At 66.6% G+C, this 20,047-nt stretch carries 16 protein-coding genes; 9 read left to right on the top strand and 7 right to left on the bottom strand.

The features are described from left to right. Positions 1 to 9: 9 nt before the first annotated feature. From G6N38_RS10285 to G6N38_RS10275, 3 genes are all read right to left on the bottom strand, one after another. Positions 10 to 5,244 carry a type I polyketide synthase gene (locus G6N38_RS10285; RefSeq protein WP_246227847.1) on the bottom strand — a complete coding sequence of 1,745 codons (5,235 nt, stop codon included), beginning with the start codon at positions 5,242 to 5,244 and terminating at the stop codon, positions 10 to 12. A 179-nt stretch (positions 5,245 to 5,423) separates the two neighbouring features. Continuing rightward, positions 5,424 to 6,104, bottom strand: coding sequence for a helix-turn-helix domain-containing protein (locus tag G6N38_RS10280; RefSeq protein ID WP_163747434.1), 681 nt, complete (start codon positions 6,102 to 6,104; stop codon positions 5,424 to 5,426). Next, on the bottom strand, positions 6,104 to 7,399 hold the full coding sequence (locus G6N38_RS10275) for an acyl-CoA dehydrogenase family protein (protein WP_163747433.1): 1,296 nt from the start codon (positions 7,397 to 7,399) through the stop codon (positions 6,104 to 6,106). The genes G6N38_RS10280 and G6N38_RS10275 overlap by 1 nt, the downstream gene beginning before the upstream one ends. Before the next feature lie 110 nt (positions 7,400 to 7,509). On the opposite strand from G6N38_RS10275, the gene G6N38_RS10270 reads away from it, so the two are divergent. The 5 genes from G6N38_RS10270 to G6N38_RS10250 all read left to right on the top strand — a co-directional run bounded on the left by G6N38_RS10270 (position 7,510) and on the right by G6N38_RS10250 (position 12,059). Further along, positions 7,510 to 8,352, top strand: coding sequence for a magnesium and cobalt transport protein CorA (locus G6N38_RS10270; protein WP_163747432.1), 843 nt, complete (start codon positions 7,510 to 7,512; stop codon positions 8,350 to 8,352). Next, a complete protein-coding gene (locus tag G6N38_RS10265) occupies positions 8,349 to 9,587 on the top strand; it encodes an NRAMP family divalent metal transporter (protein WP_163747431.1) in 1,239 nt (412 codons plus the stop codon). The genes G6N38_RS10270 and G6N38_RS10265 overlap by 4 nt, the downstream gene beginning before the upstream one ends. A gap of 17 nt (positions 9,588 to 9,604) precedes the next feature. After that, positions 9,605 to 10,399: an enoyl-CoA hydratase/isomerase family protein gene (locus tag G6N38_RS10260; protein ID WP_163747430.1), complete on the top strand. Its 795-nt coding sequence runs from the start codon at positions 9,605 to 9,607 to the stop codon at positions 10,397 to 10,399. Positions 10,400 to 10,502: 103 nt separating this feature from the next. Continuing rightward, positions 10,503 to 11,465, top strand: coding sequence for a spirocyclase AveC family protein (locus G6N38_RS10255; RefSeq protein WP_163747429.1), 963 nt, complete (start codon positions 10,503 to 10,505; stop codon positions 11,463 to 11,465). Positions 11,466 to 11,543: 78 nt separating this feature from the next. Next, entirely contained in the window at positions 11,544 to 12,059 is a 516-nt protein-coding gene (locus G6N38_RS10250; RefSeq protein ID WP_163747428.1) for a TetR/AcrR family transcriptional regulator, read from the top strand. Between the two features lie 23 nt (positions 12,060 to 12,082). On the opposite strand, the gene G6N38_RS10245 is transcribed toward G6N38_RS10250, so the two are convergent. Continuing rightward, the gene (locus G6N38_RS10245) at positions 12,083 to 12,727 is read right to left on the bottom strand and encodes a TetR/AcrR family transcriptional regulator (protein ID WP_163747427.1); all 645 of its coding nucleotides are present in this window, start codon (positions 12,725 to 12,727) and stop codon (positions 12,083 to 12,085) included. Positions 12,728 to 12,813: 86 nt separating this feature from the next. Here G6N38_RS10245 and G6N38_RS10240 point away from each other — a divergent pair, with 86 nt between their 5' ends. From G6N38_RS10240 to G6N38_RS10225, 4 genes are all read left to right on the top strand, one after another. Next, positions 12,814 to 13,632 carry a hypothetical protein gene (locus G6N38_RS10240; RefSeq protein ID WP_163747426.1) on the top strand — a complete coding sequence of 273 codons (819 nt, stop codon included), beginning with the start codon at positions 12,814 to 12,816 and terminating at the stop codon, positions 13,630 to 13,632. Positions 13,633 to 13,678: 46 nt separating this feature from the next. Further along, positions 13,679 to 14,461: a hypothetical protein gene (locus G6N38_RS10235; protein WP_163747425.1), complete on the top strand. Its 783-nt coding sequence runs from the start codon at positions 13,679 to 13,681 to the stop codon at positions 14,459 to 14,461. Between the two features lie 145 nt (positions 14,462 to 14,606). Then, a complete protein-coding gene (locus tag G6N38_RS10230; protein ID WP_163747424.1) occupies positions 14,607 to 15,506 on the top strand; it encodes an SDR family NAD(P)-dependent oxidoreductase in 900 nt (299 codons plus the stop codon). 9 nt (positions 15,507 to 15,515) lie between these two features. Then, on the top strand, positions 15,516 to 16,121 hold the full coding sequence (locus G6N38_RS10225; RefSeq protein ID WP_163747423.1) for a GNAT family N-acetyltransferase: 606 nt from the start codon (positions 15,516 to 15,518) through the stop codon (positions 16,119 to 16,121). Positions 16,122 to 16,383: 262 nt separating this feature from the next. Here the strand turns inward: G6N38_RS10225 and glgX are convergent, their stop codons facing one another. The 3 genes from glgX to G6N38_RS10210 all read right to left on the bottom strand — a co-directional run bounded on the left by glgX (position 16,384) and on the right by G6N38_RS10210 (position 20,003). Continuing rightward, positions 16,384 to 18,516: a glycogen debranching protein GlgX gene (gene glgX / locus G6N38_RS10220; RefSeq protein WP_163747422.1), complete on the bottom strand. Its 2,133-nt coding sequence runs from the start codon at positions 18,514 to 18,516 to the stop codon at positions 16,384 to 16,386. A 102-nt stretch (positions 18,517 to 18,618) separates the two neighbouring features. Further along, positions 18,619 to 19,326 carry a pyrimidine reductase family protein gene (locus tag G6N38_RS10215; RefSeq protein WP_163747421.1) on the bottom strand — a complete coding sequence of 236 codons (708 nt, stop codon included), beginning with the start codon at positions 19,324 to 19,326 and terminating at the stop codon, positions 18,619 to 18,621. Beyond that, positions 19,323 to 20,003 carry an HAD family hydrolase gene (locus G6N38_RS10210; protein WP_163747420.1) on the bottom strand — a complete coding sequence of 227 codons (681 nt, stop codon included), beginning with the start codon at positions 20,001 to 20,003 and terminating at the stop codon, positions 19,323 to 19,325. The genes G6N38_RS10215 and G6N38_RS10210 overlap by 4 nt, the downstream gene beginning before the upstream one ends. Between the last annotated feature and the right edge of the window lie 44 nt (positions 20,004 to 20,047).

Raw genomic sequence — 20,047 nt, 5'->3', positions numbered from 1 at the left:
CCGCCGCGATCACGCCGACTCGACCTCCTGCGGTTCGCGCGAGAAACCCAACAGCTCCGCCAACTTCTCGGTGACTGCGCCGGTGGTGGGATGCTCCCACAGCAGTGTTGGCGGCAACGAGAGCCCGGTTTGCTTCTCGAGCTCACGTCGCAATCGCACGGCCATGATCGAGTCGACGCCAAGTTCGAACAACGGCACCTCCGGGTCCACCTCGGTGCCGGGCACTCCGAGCTGGACGGACACCGCCCCGAGGACTTCCTGCGTCAGTGAGTCCGGGTCGAGTACCCGGCCTGGTTTGGTGGGGTGAGCCGGGCCGTCGGAATCTGCTTCATCCTCTGGATCCGACACGGCGTCGGCAAAGATGGGTAGCGCTGTGGCCGACGGAAGCAACGGCAGCACAACAATATTGGGGTCATCGTCGCGCATGGCGATATCGAGCGCGCGCATCGCATCGTCTGCGGTGACGGTTCCCATCCCGAATGCGTCCAGTTGCGCCGCGACGTACTCCGATGTCGACCCCATGCCGAGGCCGCGCCATGCTGTCCAGGCGATCGCGGTGGTGCGGTCGCCCAGGCGGCGGCGGTGCCGCGCCATCACGTCGAGGAACGAGTTCGCACACGCGTAGGCGCCCTGGCCCGGGAAGCCCGCGAGATACCCGCACGAGGAGAACAGCACCATCCACTCGAGTTGCTCGGGCGGGAACAGCCGGTGCAGCGTGAGTGCCCCGTGCACCTTGGGCCGCATCGTGGCGGCGATGTCCTCGGAGCTCGTATTCATCAGCAGTGCACCAGCCTCCACGCCCGCAGCGTGGATCACGCCGAGCACAGGTGGCAGATCGGCCATCACGGCGCGCAGCGTGTCGGCGGCATCGGAGGCCGCAATGTCGACCGCAGCGACATGGACAGACACGCCTTGGGCTTCCAGTGCTGTGATGGCTGCGACGGCTTCACCGCGGGGCTCGTCCGCCCACTGGGACCGCGGCGACACACCTGAGCGCGACAACAGCAGCAGCCTGCGTGCCCCCAAATCAGCGAGGCGCTGCGCCATGCGCAACCCGAGAACGCCGGTGCCACCGGTGATCAGGTATGTGCCCCCCGGTGAGCACTGCAGAGGCGCGCCCGACGCGGGACGCGAAACAGTCGGTGCCAGCCGCGCGATCTGGGCGACACCGTCGCGGACAACGACAACACCGTGACCGTGCAGCGAGGGGAGCATGGCGAACGGGAACCGACCGTCGAGTACGTCGACAGCGCCGCCCCACAGCGCGGGATGCTCTGCTGCGGCCACCCTGGCCAGCCCCCACAACGGTGCCTGGCTGAGGTTCGTACCTTCATGTACGCCGGTGGTCCTGACCCATACTCGGGTCTGTATTCCGAAGTTCTGCAGCCGCACAAGCGTTCTCAGCACAAGATCGACTGAGGCTTCGGGAGTGTCGTCGGTGCGCGGGAGCACGAGGACCACGGGTGTGGCGCCAAGCTCGGCGGGGAACCGGTCGGTGTCCGGAATCGTCTCGCCGACACCAATATCCGCGGGGTCTTCAATGGCTCGATAGGGCAATCCGGCGGCCGCCAGATCGTCGATCATGCGGTTGAGTCCCTCGCCGTCACCGCCGACCAGCACGACTCCGCTGGGGTGTTCATCGGGGCGGACGCCCACCGGGCGCCATCCAACGTGATGCACCATGCGTTGGGTGTTGTTCGCCGAAACTCCGTCATTTTCAAGCTCTTCGAACGCCATCCCGGCGATAGACAGCAGCACGGTGCCGTTGTCATCGGCAATCGCTGCATCTGTGCAGATCCCCTCCGGCCGTCGCCGTACGAGGATCGTCGCAGTAGCGGGGGCAGGGCCGTGGACGTGCACGCGTTCGATACGCGCGGGCATCCGCAGGCAGCGCCGAACACCGGGCGTATCGAAGACCGTAGACGCAGTCGAGGTGGCCGCATCGACAAGTGAGGCCCACGATGTCGCACCCGCACCGTGCGGATTCGACTTCACGACTGCCAAGATTTCCCCGTGGTCACGCATCAATTCGGTGATCTGCCAGTCGAAACCCATCGCGGCTACGCCGAGATCGGCCAATGTGTCGATGACGTGATTCGGCGGCAATGCTTCAGCACAGCGCACCCGCGCGGCGTCCAAATCGAGGCGTGAGGCAAGAAGTTCGTCGATATCGTCCCCGACCGCGATGACGGCGCTGGTGTGCGTGAGCCAGCCGTCGGTTGCGGTGTCCGCGCCGGTCCGCCGCGTCGACAGCGTCAGCCCCCGGCCGTTGCGCACCACCTGCAGATCGAGCGGACGGCTCGGTAGTACCGGTGTGCGCAGTCGCACGTCGGCAAGCCCGATGCAGTGCGCGCCGATGTCCTCCCCGCCGTGGGCGGCGGTCAATAATGTGTTCAAAAGTACTGCGGCAGGGACAATTTCGGTTCCGTGCACTGGATGGTCGCCCGGGTAGGGACGAGTGGACATGTCCAGCTGGGTCTCCCACAGACACGTGTCGGGGGTGCCGGCGAGATCGATGCGTCCACCCAACAGGGTGTGGCTCTGCGGGTCGTGAACACCGCGCACTCCGGGAGGCTGTGTCGGTACCCGCCAGAACCGGTTGTGCCGCCACTGCGTGCCGGGTAGGTCCGTGGCCCACGGATCTGTCGGTGCGACAGCGGGCGCGACCTCGGCGCCGTGGCACCACAACGACGCGACCGCGACGGCAACGGCGCGACGCTCAGGTTGGTCACGGCGCAGCACCGGGACAACAGCGTGTTCATCGATGCCCAGATGCAGCAACGTCTCCACGATCGAGTGCGAGACAACGGGGTGCGCGGATACTTCCAGGAACAGCTGGTGGCCGTCTTCGGCTGCTGCGGTGATCGCCTCGGCGAATCGAACCCGGCCGCGCAAGTTCGCCACCCAATACTCCGGCCCGCGCGGTGCCTGGGAGCGGGCATCGTCGAGGGCGGTCGTATACAACGGCACCGCTGGCGGGCGCGACGGGTGCAGACCTGCGACCAGCCGCGCCAGCTCGCCGGTGAGAGCGTCCATCGCGGGGCTGTGGAATGCCACATCGGTGTTGACCTGGCGTGTCTCGATGCCCTGGGCCTTCCACGCGTGAGTGATGGCCAACACGGCGTCGGTGTCACCGGAGATCACCGTCGTTTCGGGTGACGCGCTGATGGCGGCGACCACGTCGGTGTGCCCCGTCAACCTGGCTTCGGCTTCGGCGAACGGCAGTCGGACGAGTGCCATCGCACCCTGGCCCAGCACGGACCGAAACCCCCGGGCTCGGTAGCACGCGAGCGCTGCGCCCTGACGCAGATCGAACACACCGGCTGCCACGCAGGCTGCCACCTCGCCGACCGAGTGTCCGATCACGGCGGCCGGCGTGACCCCACGGTCGCCGAGCACCGCGGCCAGGCCGACCTGCACCGCGAAGGTCAACGCCTGAATGCGGTCGGTACTACCGAGTTCACCGGTGGTGAACGCGTCGCGGGCGGAGAATCCGAGTTCGGCGGCGAACACCTCGTCAACCTCATCGATGACCCGCGCGAAGGTCGGTTCGGTATCGAGCAGCTCGCGGCCCATCCCGACCCAGTGCGAACCGTGACCGGAGAACACCCATACCGGCGCACGGGTCTCACCGGGCAGCGCCGGCCCGGTGGTCACGTCTGCGGTGGTTTCCCCGCGCGCGATGCAGTCCAGGCCCGACGTGAGTTCATGAGGTGCCGCCGCGATGACTGCCGCTCGGATCGGATCGTGTGCTCGGCGTCGCCACATCGTGGCGGCGATCTCGGCGACCGGCGACGATACCGTCCTGAGGTGATCGGCCAGCGCATCGGCGTGGTGCTTCAGACGCTCGTGTGATCGGGCCGACAACGGCACGATTAGGGGCGTGTCGGCCTGCGGTGCGTCGACCGCCTCGACGTGAGACTCGGGAGCCTCCTGCAGCAGAACGTGAGCGATGGTGCCGCCGTATCCGTAGCTGCACACGGCTGCGCGGCGTGGGCGGTCAACGGATTCCCACCGTTCGACTGTGGTGGGAACACGAAGTCCGCTCGCTGCCCAGTCCACCGCCGAGGTGAGCTGGCGTACGCCGGCAGTCGGCGGAATCGCCTTGTGGTGCAGGGCCAGCACCGCCTTGATGAGCCCGATCACGCCGGCTCCGCCCTCGAGGTGGCCGACGTTTGGCTTGACGGATCCGATCCGGCACCGTGCGTCATTGTCGCGACCGGCTCCGTAGACAGCCGCCAGCGCGTTGACCTCGACCGGGTCGCCCGTCGGCGTACCGGTGCCGTGCGCCTCGACGTAGTCCACGGATTGCGGTGAGACACGCGAACTTTCGCACACCCGTCGGAACAGCGCCGCCTGGGCGTCGCCATTGGGCGACATGATCCCCACGGTTCGGCCGTCTTGAGCGACGGCGCCGCCGAGCACGACGGCGAGCACCCGATCACCGTCACGCGTGGCGTCGGCCAACCGCTTGAGCACAACAACACCGGCGCCTTCGCCGCGGCCGTACCCGTCGGCGGACTCGTCGAACGTCTTGCACCGGCCATCGGGCGCGGTGGCGCCTGCTTCGTCGAGCACTCGGATCAGCCCGGGCCCGATCAGCGCGCTGACGCCGCCCGCCAGGGCGAGCGAGGTCTCGCCCGCCCTCAGCATCTGGCAGGCCTGATGGACTGCGACCAGCGACGCTGCGCACGCGGCATCCAAGGCGACGCTCGGTCCTCGCAGGTCGAGCAGATATGAGACCCGGTTGGCGATGCCGCACAGCGAGGTACCGATTCCGGTCCACGCCTCGATACCGGGCAGATCTTCCATGATGAGCTTGCCGTAGTCGTCGGAGTTCACGCCCATCAGCACGGCGGTGTCGCTGCCGGCCAGCGAGCGCGGAGAGATACCCGCGTGCTCGAGCGCCTCCCAGCTCACTTCAAGGGCAAGGCGCTGCTGAGGATCCATCAACTCTGCCTCGCGCGGGGACACCCCGAAGAACTCGGCGTCGAAGGCGTCCAGGGCGTCGAGGAAGGTTCCCCGACGCGTCACATCCCGCAACACGGCGGCGTTGCGCGGGTCTCGGTGCAGGTACGGCTCCCAGCGTTCTTCGGGAATCTCCCGGACGTCGCTGCGGCCTTCCATCAGGTACGTCCAGAATGCGGCCGGGGTGGTGACGTTGCCCGCTACCCGGCAGCCGATGCCGACGACGGCGATCGGGTCGCCCTGTTCGGCCTGGCCAACCGTCGCTTCAGGCGCCACGGCACAGCGTCCCGAACGCCATAGAAGCATAGCCTTGCCTAACCTCGTACCTCATACGAGACATGGTCGCACAACGTCATGGCCGCTGGGATGGTGTCATCGGCGCCCACCAGGACCCCCTGGGGCATGTCACGCCGGTTCCTGCGCTGGTGGGCGTGGGTGCTGACGGGCAAGTCGGTCTATTGACGGCGACCGGAATTCGCCGGGTCCGGTGCGGCCGATGCTCGCCTGGGCCGGCGCGCCTGGCGCTCCTTCGCCAAGGATCGGGTCTCCTCCGAGGGCATTGCGGCGAGCATCGCGGCGACCGTGTCGACCAGGTGGCTGATGAACAGCCGGTCGTCGGCGTGCGGCGCGGTGGCTGCGCGGCGGCCCAACTCGACCGCGGTGTACACCAGCGCTCCCAGCCGGGGATGCAGCGTGACGGCCACCGGATCGAACAACGGCTCAAGCAGCCGGCGCCAGCGTTGCAGGCTGCTGGAGTGGCCGGTGAAATCGAAGGTGGGCACCGGCCGGTTCAGCAGATCGGCGTGAATGCGCAGAAACGCCGGGCCGCCGTCGGGGTCGGCGAGCTTGGCGGCCAGCGGCCGGACCAGGGCCGAGGCCATTGACCGCATGGACGGCGCCGCCTCGGCCTCGATCGCATCGAGCAGCGCACCGCGACGAGCATCGACCATCGGCAGGTGTTTGTTGGCGATCGCGGCCAACACCCCCGCGCGGTCGGTGAGGTGATACTGCACCGCCATCACGTTGCGGGCCCCGGCCTCGCGAGCGATCTCCCGCAGGCTCACCGCGTCCACCCCACGCTCGGCGAACAACCGCTCGGCGGCGGCCACCAGGTTGGCCGACGTGTCGGCCGCCATCAGAGTTCGGCGACCTCGTGTTCGAGCAGCTGCGCCAACCGGGCCTGGACGGCCGCGCGCCGGGTCGGGATGTGCTGGGACGGGAACAACGTGTCGACAGGTTCGTACTCCTTGAGGGTGCGCCGGGCCACCGTCAGCTTGTGCACCTCGGTAGGCCCATCGGCGATGGCCAGTGACTCGGCACCCACCAACATCTTCACGAACGGCATCTCATCGGAAACCCCCAGCGCGCCATGTAGATGCATGGCGCGCTGCACGACGTCATGCAGGACCTGCGGCATGGCCACCTTGACCGCTGCGATGTCCCGGCGCACCAACTGGTAGTCGTGGTACTTGTCGATCTTCCAGGCGGTGCGCAACACCAGCAGCCGGAACTGTTCGATCTGAATCCAGCTGTCGGCGATCTTCTCCTGCGTCATCTGGAAATTGCCCAGCGGCCCCTGGCGGGTCTGCCGGGATACCGCTCGCTCACACATCATGTCGAAAGCCTTGCGGGCCAGCGCTATTGTCCGCATGGCGTGGTGCACCCGGCCACCGCCGAGCCGGGTCTGCGCGATCGCGAAGGCCTGCCCCTCGCCGCCGAGCACGTGGTCGGCCGGCACCCGGACGTCGTTGTAGCGGATGTAGCCGTGCCCGGCGCGATCGTCGGACTCGCCGCCGACGCCGACGTTGCGGATGATCTCGATGCCGGGTGTCTCGGCCGGCACGATGAACAGGGACATCTTTTGGTGCGTGCGGGCTTCCGGGCTCGTCACCACCATGACGATGAAGAACGAGGCGTTGCGGGCGTTGGAGGAGAACCACTTCTCGCCGTTGATCACCCAATCGTCACCGTCGCGTTCGGCGTGGGTGGTGAACAGGCCGGGATCGGAACCGCCGTGCGGTTCGGTCATTGAATAGCACGACGAGATCTCACCGTCGAGCAGTGGTTGCAGGTAGCGCTTCTTCTGCTCGTCGGTGCCGAACATGGCGAGGATCTCGGCGTTTCCGGAGTCCGGCGCTTGTGATCCGAAAACCGAAGGCGCCCAGCGAGACCGGCCGACGATCTCGTTCAGCAGCGCCAGCTTCACCTGCCCGTAGCCCTGCCCGCCCAACTCCGGGCCCAGGTGCGCGGCCCACAGCCCCTGGTCCCTGACCTGCTGCTGCAGCGGGCGCAGCACCCGCAGCACCTCGGGGTTGGTTTTCTCGTAGGGGTCCAGCGGTGCGAAGTCCAGCGGCTCAAGCTGCTCACGCATGAACTCCTCGACCCAGTCGAGCTTCTTCTGGTATTCGGGGTCGGTTTCGAAGTCCCACATGATGCCGTCCTCGGGCTCGCAGCGTTAAGGCGCAGGGAGCATAACGTGATGCATTTGCATTAATCAACGACCTGCGCTGAACCACTCCGGCCATCAGGCATGCTTCCAGCGTGCTGTTACTCAGCGGCGTCACCGGTGGCGCCGTCCTTGGATCCGACGGGCGGGTGCTCGGCCGGCTCGCCGACCTGACCGCGAGCCTGGGTGAATCCGGTCCCCAGCTGGTGGCACGTCTGCTGATTACGCGCCGGAACGGCTCTTCGCTATTGGTGCCATGGGACCAGGTGACCGACTTCGGGCCCAGCCAAGTGGTGCTGAGCGCCGATGCCGCGGGTGCCGAACGGTTCGCGGCCGCCACCCTCGATGAGCGCGAGATCCTGCTGGTGCGCGACGTCCTGGACACCCAAGTGGTCGACGTCGTCGGGCAGCGTCTGGCCCGGGTCGCCGACGTGGTGCTGGCGCGCACCCCGGCCGGTCGATTCGAACTGGCCGGAGTCGAAGTCGGGTTCGGCGCAGTGTTGCGGCGGCTGAAGCTGGGCCGGATCGCGGGCCCTGCCGCGCGCGACGCCATCGCCTGGTCGGACCTGCACTTGACCTCTGAGCGGGGCCACGCCGTTCAACTGGCCAGTCCGCTCGCCGCGGTACACCATCTCGACGCACGCGGACTGGCCGCCCTCGTCGGCCGCATGGACACCGAGTCGGCCTCCGAGATCCTCGTGGCGAGGGGCCCGGATATCGCTGCCGAGGTCGTTGGTGTCGCCCACCCGGTGGTCGGCGAGCGGATCCTGCGCGCCTTGCCCCGCACCGAAGCGGCCCGGATTGTCGCGGCCATGCCGGCCGACCGCGCCCGGCGGTGGCGGGAACGCCTGGCACATGCGCCAGTGCTGCGCGGCCGCCGATTCCTGCGCTCTCGGGTGTGGCCGCGACGCCACCACGTCAACGAGCCGAAGCCATGAGGACCCCGAGCCGCACTGCGACGAGATTCGGCGCGCTGCTGGCTGTCCTGGGGCCCGGGTTGCTGGCCGGCTTGTCCGACGACGACCCGGCCGGCATCACCACCTACTCGGTGCTGGGCGCCGACCACGGCTATCAGCTGCTCTGGGTCCTGTTGTTGTCCACCGTCGCGCTGATCGTCTTCCACAGCCTGGCGGCCCGGATGGGAGTGGTGACCGGCCAGGGGCTCATCGGATTGGTGCGCCAGCGCTACGGCGTCCGCGTGGGTGGCGGCGTGCTGGCCGCTCTCGTTGTCGCCAATGTCGGCACCACCTGCGCCGAATTCGCCGGTATTGCAGCGGGCTTCGAGGTGTTCGGGATCAGCCGCTACGTCAGCGTGCCGGTCGCGGCGGTGGCGGTCTCACTGCTCGTCTTGCGCGGCAGCTTCCATCGCGTCGAGCATCTGCTGTTACTGCTGTCCACCGTCTTCCTGGCGTACATCGCCTCCGGATTCCTGGCCAAGCCCGACTGGGGTGCGGCACTGCACGGGACCTTCGTGCCGACCATGCCGATGACCGGTTCCGCGATCGCGATCGTCACCGCGACGCTCGGCACCACCTTGGCACCGTGGGGTCTGGCATTCATGCAGTCCTACGCCGTGGACAAGAAACTGCGCACCGACGACCTGCCGCTGGAACGGGTGGATGTGATCACCGGCGCGGTGCTGACTGGGGTGATCGGATTCTTCGTCGTGGTGGCCTGCGCGGCGACCCTGCATCGCAACGGGCGCAGCATCACCGACGCCGCTGACGCCGCGATCGCGCTGCAGCCGCTCGCCGGTAACGCTGCCGCCACGTTGTTCGGCGTCGGGTTGATCGGTGCCGCCTTCCTGGCCGCCTCGATCCTGCCGTTGTCCACCGCCTACTCGGTCTGCGAATACGCCGGCGTCGAAGCCGCGATGGACGATTCCTACCGCGATGCGCGGACGTTCTATCTGACGTACGGGATCGTCACCGTCATCGGCGCGGGCATCGTGCTGGTTCCCAACGCGCCGTTGGTGGCGATCCTGGTCGGTACCCAGGTGCTCAACGCTGTGCTGCTGGTGCCACTGATGGTCGCGATGATAGGGCTGGGCCGTGACCGAAACATCATGGGCCGGTTTGTGATCGGGCGCACCGCGTTGATCGGCTACGTCGTCACGACCGCCGTGGTGGTGCTATGCGTGCTGGCGCTGGGCATCACCACGGCACTGAGTTGAGCAGAGAGGGTCGCAGCATGGCAACCACCGTCCGCGTCGACGTCGACTCTTCTGGCGTCGCCCTGATCACCCTGGACGGCCCGGAGCGGCTCAACGCATTCTCCGGTGACACCGCTCGCCAGCTCGGCGAGGCCTACCGTCGCTGCGACGCCGACGACACCGTTCACGCCGTCGTGGTCACCGGTGCAGGCCGGGCGTTCTGCGCCGGCGCCGACATGACCGCGCAGGCCGCGGTGTTCGACAGTCCTGCGGAGGGGTTCAGCGCGTCACCCGTGCAGCCACCGGCCTGGCGGGTGCGCAAGCTGGTGATCGCCGCGGTCAACGGGCCTGCGATCGGCATCGGCCTGACTTTGGCGCTGCAGTGCGACGTCCGGCTGGTGGCCGAAGACGCCAAGCTGGCCATTCCGCAGGTGCGTCGGGGCATGGTCGGCGACTGCGCGGTGCACTACACCCTCAAACGCGCCGTCGGCCTGGCCGTGGCCGCTGACGTCCTGCTCACCGGGCGCACGTTCTCCGGCAGTGAGGCCGCCGCGTTGGGGATCGCCAGCCGCGCCCTGCCGGCTGGCGACGTGCTCTCCGCGGCAATGGAATTGGCTCGCGACGTTGCCGTCAACGCCAACCCTGCATCGGTGGCCTACAGCAAGCGGCTGTTGTGGGCCGAGGAGACCATCGACGCGGTGGCGGCGCAGGAGACCAGGGTGCACCTGACATTGATGGGCGGCCCGGATGCGGCGGAAGGGCCGGCCGCCTGGCGGGAGAGCCGGCCGCCGGTATGGCGATCCACTGCCAGCGAGACGGGCGATCCGGCATGACCGGGGCGAGTAGCGCCGCGGTTCGCGACGCCGACGAGTCTTGACCACCCCGAGGCCTATGTGCGACATTGCTGTCGCATTTAGTGGTCTCCAGGAGGTCTTCATGTCCGCAGTGCTGCCAGAAATCAGCCCCCGGCCGTCCAGTCGCCGCTGGATCGGGAACTTCTGGCCGATCCTCGGTGCGGCGTCCGTCGTCTTTGCCTGCTACTCGCTCGGGCGGTGGGTAGCCGGGGGAGTGAGCTCGGTGTCCCCGGGTGACGATCCGATGCCGCCGTTGCAGCTGTTGCTCATGCATGCGCTCGAGTGGATTCAGTTCGCCGCATTTGTCGGAATCGTCGGATGGGTGGTGGTTCGGCCGCTGATTGCGCGGCGGCCCTTGGGATTCGACGGGCTGTTCGTGATCGCGGCGTTCATGCTGAACTTTTGGGACGTCATGGACAACTACTGGGTGTTTTCCTTCCAGTACAACGCGCACCATCTCAACGTCGGGTCGTGGGGCGGCTTCATTCCAGGTTGGAACAGCCCCGATCCGCATCTGTGGGCGGTGCCCATCGGATTCGTCTTCGGCGCCTACACATGGGCGTTCTTTCTGGCCGTCCGGTCGGGATGTCGCCTGCTGGCCTACGTTCAGCGTCGGCATCCGACCTGGGGGCCAGTGCGCGCCTTCGGACTGGTCTTCCTGTCCAACATGGCTCTGGAAGCCATCGCGGAGAACGTCTACCTCCGCATCGGCGCCATGGTCAACGTCCGACCCTTCGAGCCGCTAACCCTTTGGGAGGGAACGCAATACGCCTGGCCGCTGTACAACCCGTTTCTCTTCGCGCTGGTGTGGACCGTGCTGACGGCGTTAAGGTGGTATCGCGACGAGAACGGATACTCGTTCGTCGAGCGGGCACTCCCTGGGATCAGCCAAGGTCAGCGACCGGCCGCCGTCCTTCGCCTGCTGGCCATCTTCGCCTTCCTTGAGGTGATCTATCTGGTGGGCTACTTCCTGCCATGGAACCTGTTCTCCATCATGCGAACGACTCCGCCGATCGTGCTGCCCTCCTACTTTCCGCTGCCGTGAATGGCGCTCTGAGATAATTCTTCGGTGGTCGAGACTCCGCGGCGCCGAGCGGATGCCCGCCGCGTCGAAGATCAAATAATGCGGTACGCAATCGACGTGCTGCGCACCGACGCCGATGCGTCAATGACGACCCTGGCGGCGGGCGTGGGTATTCACCGGGCCACGTTGTATCGGCACTTTCCGACGCGGGAGGCCTTGATCGCACGCCTCACGGAACGTGCCACCACAGAAGGTCGGCGGCTCGTCGACGAGATCGCTGAACTTGACCCGAGTCGAGATGCGGTGAGGCGGCTCGCTGCCGCGATCACCGACTTCGGCGACCGGTACCGCTTTCTTGTCGGGACGGCACCGGTCCTGCACAGTGGTGCCGACCCGATCGGACTCATACCGCTGATGCGTCAGTGGCAGAAGGCCGGGATTGTGCGCAAGGACCTTCCGGCCCAATGGCTTGCGGTGGCGTTCACCGCACTGGCGATCGCGCTCGAAGACCATTCGGGACCGCTGTCGATGGACGTGGAACCGGGCGACCGACCCCGACTGATCTTCGAGATGTTCACCGAGGGTGCGAACGTGCGCAGTTCTCTCGACGGGTGACATCGGTACCGGGCGTTGTTGATTCAATCGGACTGATCTCGAGTGGACATGAGATAGCACTCGATCATGCGGGCCAGCTCGTCCACGATGTTCTCCCGTCGCGATTGAAGAACCGGGTCGGCAGCGACGTCAATGATGACTGCCAGCATGGACCTGAAGATCACGAAAGCTTGATCTCGCTTGCGGGCAGCGTCGACGCGGTTCAGCGGCCCAAGGCGTTCGATCACCGCCAGTGACTCGTCCATGACCTCACGCACACCCGGAATGGTCCAGGTGTAGGGCACTTCCCGAAAGAGCACGCGAATCAAGGCTTCGTCCTGGGTCGCGCGCGACAAGACCGCGTCAAGCCACGCCCGGACCTGCGTCGCCTCGTCGTCACCGTCGTGGATGTGCTCTCCGGAGAATGTCAGCGCCTCACGGGCGAACATGGTCGCGACAGCTCGAATTACGTCGTCCTTGTCGGTGAAGTACTGGTAGAAGGACCCGATGCTGACGCCCGCGGCGTCGGCGATGTGATTCGTCGTCGTCGCTGAGTAACCGCGGGATGCGAGTACGCGAGCGGCTCCGCCGAGGATCGAATCGACCTTGGCCCGCGATCTCGCCTGGACAGGACGCCGAATCCCGGGTTTCGAAGCATCGGGACCGTCCTCACGAACGTGAGTAGACATGAGTTAATGCTCACATTATCGTGAGGCGATGACAACTATCGGCTCTCAACTGGGCAAATCGGCTCCCGAGGGGTATGGGAGTGGACGTGGGTAGCCCGATGGTTATGTCGGTGGTGGCATTGGGCGGACGTCCGGAGTGGGTCACCGCGTCACCGTCGGCGTGGGCGTACACCCTGGTCGTCGGTGCGGCATTTGTGGTCTCGGTGATCTGGTGCGCCGTCTACGCAGTCCGTCAGCGCGATGCGTTGCCGTTGGTGATGCTGGCCGGCGGTCTCATCTCCATGGGTTTGGAACCAGCCGTCGATACCCTGGGCAAGGTCTGGTACGCCCACGACAACCCATGGGTGGTCTACGTCGGGATGGGCGTGCCGCAGCCGGCGTTCCTCTTGATGGGCTACTCCTTGTTTTGGGGTGGCGCGGTATACATCGCATCTCGATTGGTCGGCAACGGGTTGTCGATCTACAAGGTGTTCGCCGCGGTGTTCGTCATGGATCTGATCGTGGAGTATCTGGGCGTCAGCGTGCTCGGTGTTGGCCTCTACTACGACTTCTCGCCCTTGAAGCTCTTGGGTTTTCCGCTGTGGTGGGCTTTCGTCAATGCTGCGGCCGCAGTGGTGGGAGTGTGGTTGGTACTCACCTTGGAGGACCGTCTGACGGGCTGGCGCCGCGCGGCGTTCCTGGTGACGCCGGCGACCGCATTCGGAACGACCCACGCTGCGTGTGCGTGGCCGGTGTGGTTGGCGCTGCATTCTGATGCACCGCAGTGGGCCGGATATGTTGCGGCGGCCTATGCCATCGCGATGTCGTTCGGGCTGACTGCCTTCGTCGCTTCCGAGTTGCGCACCCGACAGGCGGCAAGACCGGACGGCATCGTCGTCGCCGAAGGACAGCGAGCGGATCGTTAGCCGGGGCTGGCAGCCAGAACTCTCATCAGCGCGCGGGAGCCTGATCATGTACCTTGCCGACTCGGGACTGCCCGGACCGCCGCCTTTGATCGCGGTCATCGACCCGCGAATCCTCTTGGGAATCTTCGTAATTCTCGTCGCCGCGGCACTGGCCACGGCCCTCCGACTGGCGCTGACGCACCGCGACGCGCTGCCGGTTGTGTGTTGCGGGGCAGCGCTTCTCGCGGCGCTGAACGAACCCATCTACGACATCCTGGGCAAGATCGTGTACGCGGAGAACAACCCGATGGCATATCACGCATTCGGGAGGTCGATACCGTGGTTCCTGGTGCTGGGTTATCTACCGTGGGTAGGACTGGCGCCGTATCTGGTGTTCAAGGCCATGCAAGCGGGGGTACCTCGCCGCACACTGCACATCGCGGCCGCCATACTGTTCGTCTCGGTGGCGTGTGTGGAGATCTTCGGGAATTCGTTGCAACTGTGGACTTACTACGGTGAGCCGCCGATGAAATACCTCGGTGTTGCACCCCAAGCCGTCACCTACCCGATGGTCGGTGGGTTCCTTCTCTACGCGTTGGCCAGCCCACTCAGCGGCTGGCGCCGCTTGCTGACCGGTTTCACCATCACTGTGATGATCCTTCCCATCGGCTACGCGGCGACATCGTGGCCGGCTTACTTTGCGCTGCACACCGACCTCCCTTCGGGTGTGGACTGGGTGGCCTCGGCGGCGTTGTTGGCAATGTGTGCCGCGACGGCAGCCGGGGCGACGCACCTGGCGTCACGCTGGCGCGAATCCGTCGATCCGGACCGTCGGGGCTCAGATCGCTGAGGAACTGCCAGATTCCGGACGCCACGGACCTGGCCGGCACGCAACGACCGTCGCCGACAACCTGAACGCCGACGGGGTGGTCGGGGAGGCTACGGTGCACCTGAAACGGGCGGCGGTCCGCCACCGGCCAGACGGGAGATCCGGCATGACCACGACGAGCACCATGACCACCGCCGACGTTCTCGACGGCGTCGATCTGACCGGGCGCACCGTCGTAATCACCGGTGCCTCGACAGGCCTGGGGTTGCACACCGCCCGTGCCATGCAGTCGGCCGGGGCGCGGGTCATCGCCGCGGTACGTGATGTGGAGAAGACCCGCGCGGCCATCGACTGCGAGACGGTCCCACTCGAACTCGGCGACCTCCGCTCAGCCCGCGCCGCCGCCGAAGCCATCGCCGGGCGCCACGACCGCATCGATGTTCTGATCAACAACGCCGGGGTGATGGCGCCGCCGCTGACCCGCACCGCGCAGGGCTACGAAATGCAGCTCGGCACCAACCATCTCGGTCACTTCGTGCTCACCACCGGCCTGGCCGAGGTGTTCGGGGACGGCACCCGCATCGTCAACCTCAGCAGCCGAGGGCACCAACTGAGCGGGATCCGCTGGGCGGATCCCAACTACGACGACGAAAGCGCCTACGACAAGTGGCAGGCCTACGGGCAGAGCAAGACGGCCAACGTGTTGTTCACCGTCGAGGCCGAGCGACGCTGGGGCCCCCGCGGCGTGCACTCGTTCGCCGTGCATCCCGGGGTGGTCCACACCGACCTGGCCCGGCACATGACCCGTGATGATTTCAGCGAGGGCGGCACGCTGGCCAACCTCGAGGTGACCGACGTCGTGCACGGTGCGGCCACCACGGTGTGGGCGGCCACCAGCCCCGAACTCGGGGGGCTCGGCGGGCGGTATCTGGAGGACTGTCGGCTGGCCGAACCATTCGTGGAAGGCACGGAGGGTGGCTACGCGGCCTGGGCCGTTGACCCCGAGCAGGCAACCCGGTTGTGGGAGTGGTCTCAGCGACAGGCCGAACTTAATTTGGGTGGCTAACCTGCAGTGGTGCCCATCGACGTCCGCCCAGCCCGCAAGGGCGACATACCCGCGCTGGCGCGGGTGCTGGCCCGGGCATTTCACGACGACCCGGTAATGGCCTGGGTGCAACCGGACACCGACCGCCGCACGGCGGCACTGCCGGGACTGTTCGGTGCCCTGACTCGCCACCACTTCCTGGCCGGCCGCGGCTGCGAGGTCGCCCTGGCCGAGGACGGGGTGGCGGCCGCCGCGCTGTGGGATCCCCCCGGGGGCTGGCTGCAGTCACCGCGCGAGCAACTCGCCATGCTGCCCGGCGTCGTGCGCGCCTTTCGAGGTCGGCTGGCCGCCGGACGGGCGGTCACCGACCTGATGAAGGCCAACCATCCGGAGGAACCGCACTGGTATCTGGCCGTCATCGGCAGCGACCCCATCGTGCGGGGCGGCGGCTTCGGCCACGCGCTCATGCAGTCCAGGCTGGATCGGTGCGACGCCGAATACGCGCCGGCCTATCTGGAGTCGAGTAACCCCGACAACGTCCCCTACTACGAGCGGTTCGGCTTCGAGGTGACCGGGGAGATCGAGCTGCCCGAGGGCGGGCCGTCGTTGTGGCCTATGTGGCGGGCACCGCGATAGGGCGGATGTGGCGGGCACCGCGATAGGGCGGATGTGGCGGGCACCGCGATAGGAAGCAGCGCCAATGGCGCTGCTTCCTGAACGGTTGCTGCGTGACTGGAAATACTTGAATTCAGGTTTGCGAAAAGTGCGCTTCGCGCGTTCCCCATTGTGATAATTGGGCCTAGCGCCAGACGGGTCATGGCGGGTCCCCCGGAGGGGAGGGGATCGGCCGTGTTCCCAAATCTCGTTGCCCGAAGCGCATTTCGAGCGATTGGGCGCCCTACTCCGACGCGCGTAGCACCAGCATCGACCGAGACTCGAGCCGTAACGGCCCCGCCGCCTTTACCGCCGCAGCATCGTCGATCTCCCCGAGCCCGGTCGCGGTATCGACGACTGGTTGCCAAGCCTTACCGAACTCGGGCGGCGGCAGGGTGAACTCGATGGGTTCGTGGTGAGCGTTGAAGCACAAGACGAACGAGTCGTCGGTGACCCGCTGACCTCGGGCGTCCAGATCGGGGATGCCGTGCCCGTTGAGGTAGACCGCCACCGACTTACCGAAGCCAGAATCCCAGTCCTCGTCGTTCATCTCCGACCCGTCCGGGCGGAACCAGGAGATGTCCGGCAGGCCTTCGCTTCCGCGCTGCCGAACTGGCCGGCCGGTGAAGTACCGCCGTCGGCGGAATACGGGATGGGCTGCACGCACCGCTGACACCGACGCGACGAATTCCAGCAGCTCGGTGTCGGCGCCGGCCCAGTCGATCCAGGTGATCTCGTTGTCCTGGCAGTATCCGTTGTTGTTGCCGCCCTGGGTACGACCCAGTTCGTCACCGTGACAGATCATCGGGACGCCCTGCGACAAAATCGTTGTGGCAATCAGGTTGCGCTGCTGGCGGTCCCGGAGTGCGTTGATCTCGGGATCGTCGGTGGGCCCCTCCACGCCGCAGTTCCACGAGCTGTTGTTGCTCTCGCCGTCGTTGTTGCCCTCACCGTTGGCTTCGTTGTGTTTCTCGTTGTAGGACACCAGGTCTCGCAACGTGAAGCCGTCGTGCGCAGTGACGAAGTTGATCGAGGCGACCGGTCGGCGTGCGGTGTGCTCGTAAAGGTCAGGTGAACCGGTCAGCCGGTAGGCGAACTCGCCGAGACTGGCGTCTTCTCCGCGCCAGAAGTCGCGGACGGTGTCGCGGAACTTGCCGTTCCACTCCGTCCACTGCGGAGGGAAGTTGCCGACCTGGTAGCCGCCGGGACCGACATCCCACGGCTCGGCGATGAGCTTCACCTGGCTGACTGTCGGATCCTGTTGCACCAGTTCGAAAAAGGTGCTCAGCCGGTCGACGTCGTAGAACTCGCGGGCCAGCGTCGCGGCGAGGTCGAAGCGGAAGCCGTCCACGTGCATCTCGAGTACCCAGTAGCGCAGTGAATCCATGATCAGTTGCAGTGAATGCGGGTGACCGACGTTGAGGCTGTTGCCGGTTCCGGTGTAGTCCATGTAGTACTGCTTGTCGTCCTCGACGAGCCGGTAGTAGGCGCTGTTGTCGATGCCGCGGAACGACACCGTCGGCCCCAGGTGGTTGCCTTCGGCGGTGTGGTTGTAGACGACGTCGAGGATCACCTCGATACCGGCCTCGTGCAGCGAACGCACCATTGCCTTGAATTCCTGCACCTGGCCGCCGGGCGTGCTGCTGGCCGAGTACTTGCTGTCGGGGGCGAAGAACCCAATTGTGTTGTAGCCCCAATAATTTGACAGGCCCTTGTCGATCAGGGTGGAATCGTTGGCGAAGTGGTGCACCGGCATCAGTTCAATAGCCGTGGCGCCCATCGACTTCAGGTGTTCGATGATCGCGGGATGCGCGATCGCTGAGTATGTTCCCCGGATGGCGTCGGGGATGTCGGGGTGGGTCTGGGTCAACCCTTTGACGTGTGCCTCGTAGATGATGCTGTCGGCGTATTCGCGTTGCGGCGGGCGGTCCACACCCCAGTCGAAGTACGGATTGATGACCACCGATTTGGGCATGCTCGCCGCCGAGTCGTCGTCGTTACGGCTGTTCGGGTCGCCGAAGGTGTAGCCGAACAGCGACTGATTCCAGTCGAAGTGACCGTCGATGGCCTTGGCGTACGGGTCCAGCAGCAGTTTGTTCGGATTGCAGCGCTGCCCCTCGGCGGGGTCGTAGGGGCCGTGCACCCGGTATCCGTAGCGCTGGCCAGGTTCGATGCCTGGCAGGTAGCCGTGCCAGACGAACCCGTCCACCTCGGGCAGAACGATTCGAGTCTCCGTTCCGTCCTCGTCGAACAAGCACAGTTCGACCCGCTCGGCCACTTCGGAGAACACCCCGAAGTTGGTGCCGTAGCCGTCGTAGGAGGCGCCCAATGGGTAGGCCTTGCCTGGCCATACCTCATATGCGGCGGCGTTGGTCACGGAGAGCTCCCTTGAATTGGCGGGCTGGACTGTCCGGAATACCCAGGAACCGACGGCGCCAAATCAGTGCAGAGCGGTTTGTGACTGTCGTGACAATTCGGCTCACGGAGTTGCGTCGTGACCGGGGCGGACGTAGCGCAGATAGACGTAGTCCTTCACGGTCACGACGTGGCCCAGCGCCAAGCGGGTGGGCGCGGTCAAAGCCGGCGCTCCGGGGCGGTCCGTCGCGGGTCCTGCGGCCAGGGTGGGGGAAATGGTCAGGCACATCTCGTCGACCAGGTCGTTGGCCACCAGCTCATCGAGCAGGGTGGGACCACCTTCGCAGAGAATCCGGTGCATGCCGCCCGCCCGCAGGGCCGTCACTGCTGCCGCGAGGTCGACCGCGGTGTCGCCGGCGATGAGTAGATCGGCGTGTTCACGCAGTTCCGGGTGGGCGTGCGCCAAGTGCGCGGTGGTGACCAGGATGGGACGCTGCGCGGGGGCGGCGAACAACGATGCGGGCACGTGGCCGGTACGCGTCACCACCGCGATCGGCGGGGCGGAAGCGACGCCCGAGCGTTCCCACCGCTCGGCACACTGGTCGGCGGTCAATCGCACCGGGCCGTAGCCCTCGGCACGCACCGTGCCCGCGCCGACCAGCACCACGTCGGCATAGCCGCGCAGGGCACGCAACAGCCCCTGGTCGGTCGCATCCGACAGCGGCCCGGCTTGGCCGCCGAACTCGGCCGCGCCGTCCAGCGACATGATCATGTTGACCCGCACCCCGTCGGGCGGGTCGCGATAGAGCGTCACCAGCTCGTCGAGGGTCATCGGCGACCGATCAGCACGGCAATCGGCGAATCCTCGAGGTGCTCGCACAGGTGCTGGACATCGTTGAAAACCGCGGCGGCGCCGGCATCTTCGAGCTCACCGCGCGACACTCCGCCGGAGAGCACGCCGATACACGGCACCCCGGCGCGGGCACTGGCCTCGACGTCCCAGACGGTGTCGCCGACGAACACAGCGTCGCGCGCTGTCACGCCGGCTTTCTCCAGAGCGACGTTGACGATGTCGGGACTGGGCTTGGCCTGCTCCACATCTTCTGAGGAGGAGATCGCCGATACGAGATCATCACAAGCCAAGGTCGAACGCAGCATGGCCAGTTCGTTCTCCGGCGCCGAGGTCGCCAGCACGACCTGCAGGTCGAGTTCGGCCACCCGGTGCAGCAGCTGGCGTGCGCCGGGCAACGCGGTCAGCAGCTCACCGCCAGCCTCGTAGTACCGGGTGTGTAAGTCCTTGAGCCGCTTCTGCACATCGTCGTCGGCGCCCTCGGAGAGTTCGTCGACCAGCGTGGCGCCGTCCATCCCGATCGAGCGGTGGATGTGCCAGGCCTGGACAGGCAGGACCGCTTCGTGAAACGCGCGCAGCCAGGCGTGGACGTGTAGGTAGTTCGAATCGATCAGGGTGCCGTCGATGTCGAAGAGCACCGCCGGCTGGGCCTTTTCCATGGCGGCGGTATACCCGGATGCGCCCAGACTGCACGTGTTCGCCG

The organism is Mycolicibacterium helvum, from assembly GCF_010731895.1.
GTDB classification, from domain to species: domain Bacteria; phylum Actinomycetota; class Actinomycetes; order Mycobacteriales; family Mycobacteriaceae; genus Mycobacterium; species Mycobacterium helvum.
Note: the sequence above shows the minus strand (reverse complement) of the source record. Positions and strands in the feature narration are given on the sequence as shown.

Excerpts from the sequence above, each read along its gene's own strand:
- G6N38_RS10280 (WP_163747434.1), bottom strand. The coding sequence starts at position 6,104 with ATGGCGGCCGACACGTCGGCCAACCTGGTGGCCGCCGCCGAGCGGTTG.
- G6N38_RS10275 (WP_163747433.1), bottom strand. The coding sequence starts at position 7,399 with ATGTGGGACTTCGAAACCGACCCCGAATACCAGAAGAAGCTCGACTGG.
- G6N38_RS10265 (WP_163747431.1), top strand. The coding sequence starts at position 8,349 with ATGAGGACCCCGAGCCGCACTGCGACGAGATTCGGCGCGCTGCTGGCT.
- G6N38_RS10260 (WP_163747430.1), top strand. The coding sequence starts at position 9,605 with ATGGCAACCACCGTCCGCGTCGACGTCGACTCTTCTGGCGTCGCCCTG.
- G6N38_RS10255 (WP_163747429.1), top strand. The coding sequence starts at position 10,503 with ATGTCCGCAGTGCTGCCAGAAATCAGCCCCCGGCCGTCCAGTCGCCGC.
- G6N38_RS10250 (WP_163747428.1), top strand. The coding sequence starts at position 11,544 with ATGCGGTACGCAATCGACGTGCTGCGCACCGACGCCGATGCGTCAATG.
- G6N38_RS10245 (WP_163747427.1), bottom strand. The coding sequence starts at position 12,727 with ATGTCTACTCACGTTCGTGAGGACGGTCCCGATGCTTCGAAACCCGGG.
- G6N38_RS10235 (WP_163747425.1), top strand. The coding sequence starts at position 13,679 with ATGTACCTTGCCGACTCGGGACTGCCCGGACCGCCGCCTTTGATCGCG.
- G6N38_RS10230 (WP_163747424.1), top strand. The coding sequence starts at position 14,607 with ATGACCACGACGAGCACCATGACCACCGCCGACGTTCTCGACGGCGTC.
- G6N38_RS10215 (WP_163747421.1), bottom strand. The coding sequence starts at position 19,326 with ATGACCCTCGACGAGCTGGTGACGCTCTATCGCGACCCGCCCGACGGG.
- G6N38_RS10210 (WP_163747420.1), bottom strand. The coding sequence starts at position 20,003 with ATGGAAAAGGCCCAGCCGGCGGTGCTCTTCGACATCGACGGCACCCTG.